Below are 3,846 nucleotides of genomic sequence, written 5' to 3'. Positions count from 1 at the left end.
GCCGAAGGCGCCAAGGTGGCGATCATCGACCGCAACGGCGAGGCGGCCGCCGCAACCGCAGCGACAATCAGGGCACGCGGCCATGTCGCCGAGCATTTTGTCGCCGACGTCTCCGACGAGGCACAGGTCGAAGCCGCCGTGAAGGGTGCTATCGAAAAACTCGGGCCCATCACCGTGCTGTTCAACCACGCCGGCACCATCGTGATAAAGCCCTTCCTGGAGACCACGGTGCAGGAATGGGATTGGCTGCATGCCGTCAATGTGCGCTCGATGTTCCTGATGACGCGCGCCGTTTTGCCCGGCATGATTGCGGCGGGCGGCGGCTCGATCGTCTGCACCTCGTCGATCTCGGCGGTGGCGGCTACTCCCAACGAAGTGCTCTATGACACCACCAAGGGCGCCTGCCACATGTTCGCCCGCGCCATCGCCGTCGAGTTCCGCGACCGCAACATCCGCTGCAACGCCGTCTGCCCGGGCTTCATCCGCACGCCGCACGGCCTGCGCGAGGTTGCCGACCTCGGCAGGCTCGGCGTCGATGTCTCGGACGCAGCGCTGGCCGCGCAGCAGGGCCGCATCGGCGAGCCGGAAGAGGTGGCGAGGGCGGCGCTTTACCTCGCCAGCGACGAGTCGAGCTTCGTCAACGGCACGCATCTGTTCGTCGACAACGGTTTTACCGCGATGTGAACAGCTACGCCGACAGCCGCCCGGCTGTCAGCGCTCTTCCCGTCTAAATGGCTTGAGCAGCGCCGACGGTGCCACCGCGTTGCGCGACATCACAGCCATGGCGACGATGGTGAAGATGAACGGCAGCATCAGGAACGCCTCGTAGGGGATGTGTCCGAGCCCGCTCGCCTGCATGCGCAGCTGCAAGGCATCGACGAAGGCGAACAGAAGTGCCGCACCCGCCGAGCGCCATGGATCCCAGCGACCGAAGACGACCAGCGCGATCGCCACCCAGCCGCGCCCGGAGACGACGCCGAAGGTGAAGGCGTTGAACTGCGCCATCGACAGGAAGGCGCCGGCCAGCCCCATCAGCGCGCCGCCGAGGACAACCGCCTGAAAGCGCGTGGCGATGACGCTGACACCGGCCGAATCGGCAGCACGCGGATTTTCACCGACCATGCGCACCGACAGGCCCCATGGCGTGCGGTAGAGTATGAAAGCGGCCAACGGAATGGCCAGGATCGCCATGTAGACCAGCGCGAACTGGTTGAACACCGCCGGCCCGAGCACCGGAATGTCGGACAGGATCGGGATCGGCAGCGTCTGAAAACCATTGATGTTGGGCGGCACAGACTGCTGGCCGAAGATCAGCCGGTAGAGGAAATAGGCAAGGCCCGACGAGAACAGCGTCACGCCGATGCCGCAGACATGCTGGCTGAGGCCGAGCACCACCGTGAACAACGCATGCAGCGCACCCATCAGCATGCCGGTCAGCACCGCCGCCAGCACGCCGAGCCACAGGCTGCCGCTGAGGCTGGCAGCGGTGAAGCCTGTCATCGCCGACAAAAGCATGATGCCTTCGATGCCGAGATTGAGCACGCCTGCCCGTTCCGAGAACATTTCGCCCAGCGTTGCAAAAGCCAGCGGCGTGGCGATGCGGATGATCGCGGCCAGAAAGCCGACCTGGAAGATCTGTTCGAACACCGCGCTCATCGGGCAACCCCGACGCGGCGGATGCGATAGGCGGTGAACAGCAGCGCCACCAGCATGGCGAGCAGTGCGGTGCCCTGGATGACATCGCTGAGGAAGGCCGGCACGCCGGTCGCCCGCGACATCGCCTCGGCGCCGGTCATCACGGCGGCAAGGAAGATCGCCGCCGGCACGACGCCAAGCGGGTTGAGCCGCGCCAGCATGGCAACGACGATGCCGGAATAGCCGTAGCCCGGCGAGATGTCGCTCATCACCTGGAAATGCACGCCGCCGACCTCGCCGACGCCGGCCAGTCCGGCCAGCGCGCCGGACAGCAGCGCTGTCGAGATCAGCACGCGCTCGACATGGATGCCGCCATATCTGGCCGCTTCCGGGTTTTCGCCGGTGACCCTTATCCTGAAGCCGAGCGTGGTGCGCACGATCAGGAACCAGATCAGCGGTGCCGCCAGCAGCGCCACGATAACGCCGAGATGCAGCCTTGTACCTTCGATCAGCACAGGGAAATTGGCCGAATCCTCTATCGGCGGCGAGATCGGATAGCCGCTGAAGGAGTCCTTCCACGGTCCTTCGATCAGCGCCATCAGCGCGTAGTAGATGACCGAATTGAGCAGCAGCGAACTGACGACATCGTCGACCTTGAATTTTACCCTGAGGGTCGCCGGCACCAGCGCGACCGCGGCCCCGGCCGCAGCGCCTGCGACCGCCATCAACACCATGGCGAGCGGTCCCGGCATCGGGATGGCGCCGACAAAGCAGCTGGCCACCGCGCCGGCCAGCAATTGACCCTCGGCGCCGATGTTCCAGAATTTTGCCCGGAAGGCGACCGCCACCGCCAGTCCGGTGAAGATCATCGGCGCGGCGCGCACCATCGTTTCGGTGATCGCATAGCTGTCGCCCAGCGAGGCCGTGAACATCACGCCATACGCATTGAGCACGCCGGCGCCGGCCAGCGCGATCAGGCCACTGCACAGGACAAGCGTAGCGCCGATAGCCAGCAGCGGCAAAGCGAGGTTGAACCAGGCCGGCGTAGAGGTGCGGACTTCCAGGCGAAACATCAGCTGTGCCCCTCCGCCCCGGTCATCATCAGGCCGAGCTGTGCGATCGTCGCATCGGCGCTGTCGAGCGTGCCGACAATGCGGCCCTCATACATCACCGCGATGCGATCGCAGAGCACCAGCAGCTCTTCCAGATCTTCGCCGATGACGATGATGCCGCAGCCCTTGGCCCGCATGTCGAGGAACTTTTCGTGGATGAAACGCGCCGCGCCGATATCGAGCCCGCGCGTCGGTTGCGAGACGATCAGAACCTTCGGGTCGAAGGCCAGTTCGCGTGCCAAGAGCGCCTTCTGCAGATTGCCGCCGGACAGCGCCCCGGCGCGGGTCATCGGCCCAGGGCACCTTATATCATAGGCCTTGATCTGCTCTTCCGCGAAGGCGCGGATCGCATCCGGCTTGAGCAGGCCCTTGCTGCTGAACGCGGCGGTGCCGATGCGCGGCAACACCATCGAATCCGCGAGCGGCAGGTTGGTAACCAGCCCCGTCGTCATACGGTCTTCCGGGATGCGGCCAAGACCGAGCGCCTGCACTTCGCGCGGCGAAAAGCGTGAGACTTTCTGGCCGGCGATCGTCATCCGGCCGGCGTCAGGTACGCGCACGCCGGAGATGACCTCCGCCAGCGCGCGCTGGCCATTGCCCGACACGCCGGCAATGCCGAGGATTTCGCCTGCACGCACGGCAAGCGACACGTCGCGCAGCGCCGTACCCGAATGACGCGAGGTGGAAATGCCGTCGAGGGTCAGCACCGCAGCACCGGGCGTCGACTGTCCCCGCGCCGGCGGCACGATCTCATGGCCGCACATCAGTTGCGCCATTGCGGACGATGTCGTGTTGGCGGGATCGTCGACGCGGCCGGCGACGCGCCCATGCCGCAGCACTGTGCAGCGATGCGTCAGTGCCCGCACCTCGTTGAGCTTGTGCGAGATGAAGATGATGCCGAGCCCTTGCGCCGCCATCGACCGCAACGCCGAAAACAGCCCGTCGACCTCGCTCGGCGCCAGCACCGCCGTCGGCTCGTCGAGGATCAAGAGCCTGGCGCCGCGAAACAGTGCCTTGACGATTTCGAGCCGCTGCTGCTCGCCGACCGACAGCGCCGAGACCGGAAGATCGGGATCAAGCGTCAGCCCATGCTGGCGGC

Annotated in this window: 4 protein-coding genes; 1 reads left to right on the top strand and 3 read right to left on the bottom strand. The window is 65.9% G+C overall.

Annotation, left to right across the window (positions count from 1 at the left end):
- The coding region (locus tag EN914_RS27630; RefSeq protein WP_164778956.1) for an SDR family NAD(P)-dependent oxidoreductase at window positions 1-684 on the top strand (684 nt) is incomplete at its 5' end.
- A gap of 27 nt (window positions 685-711) precedes the next feature.
- Here EN914_RS27630 and EN914_RS27625 read toward each other — a convergent pair.
- From EN914_RS27625 to EN914_RS27615, 3 genes are all read right to left on the bottom strand, one after another.
- Window positions 712-1,656, bottom strand: coding sequence for an ABC transporter permease (locus tag EN914_RS27625; RefSeq protein ID WP_013528958.1), 945 nt, complete (start codon window positions 1,654-1,656; stop codon window positions 712-714).
- Window positions 1,653-2,708, bottom strand: a complete 1,056-nt coding sequence (locus tag EN914_RS27620) for an ABC transporter permease (RefSeq protein ID WP_024504732.1) — start codon at window positions 2,706-2,708, stop codon at window positions 1,653-1,655. The genes EN914_RS27625 and EN914_RS27620 overlap by 4 nt, the downstream gene beginning before the upstream one ends.
- Window positions 2,708-3,846, bottom strand: a 1,139-nt coding sequence (locus tag EN914_RS27615) for an ABC transporter ATP-binding protein (protein ID WP_164778955.1), incomplete at its 5' end; no start/stop codon positions are given. The genes EN914_RS27620 and EN914_RS27615, both read right to left, overlap by 1 nt.

The sequence above is a fragment of the Mesorhizobium sp. M7A.F.Ca.CA.001.08.2.1 genome (genome assembly GCF_003998455.1).
Classification (GTDB): Bacteria; Pseudomonadota; Alphaproteobacteria; order Rhizobiales; family Rhizobiaceae; genus Mesorhizobium; species Mesorhizobium ciceri.
The sequence above is the reverse complement of the archived record's forward strand: the minus strand, read 5'-3'. Positions and strand labels throughout refer to the sequence as shown.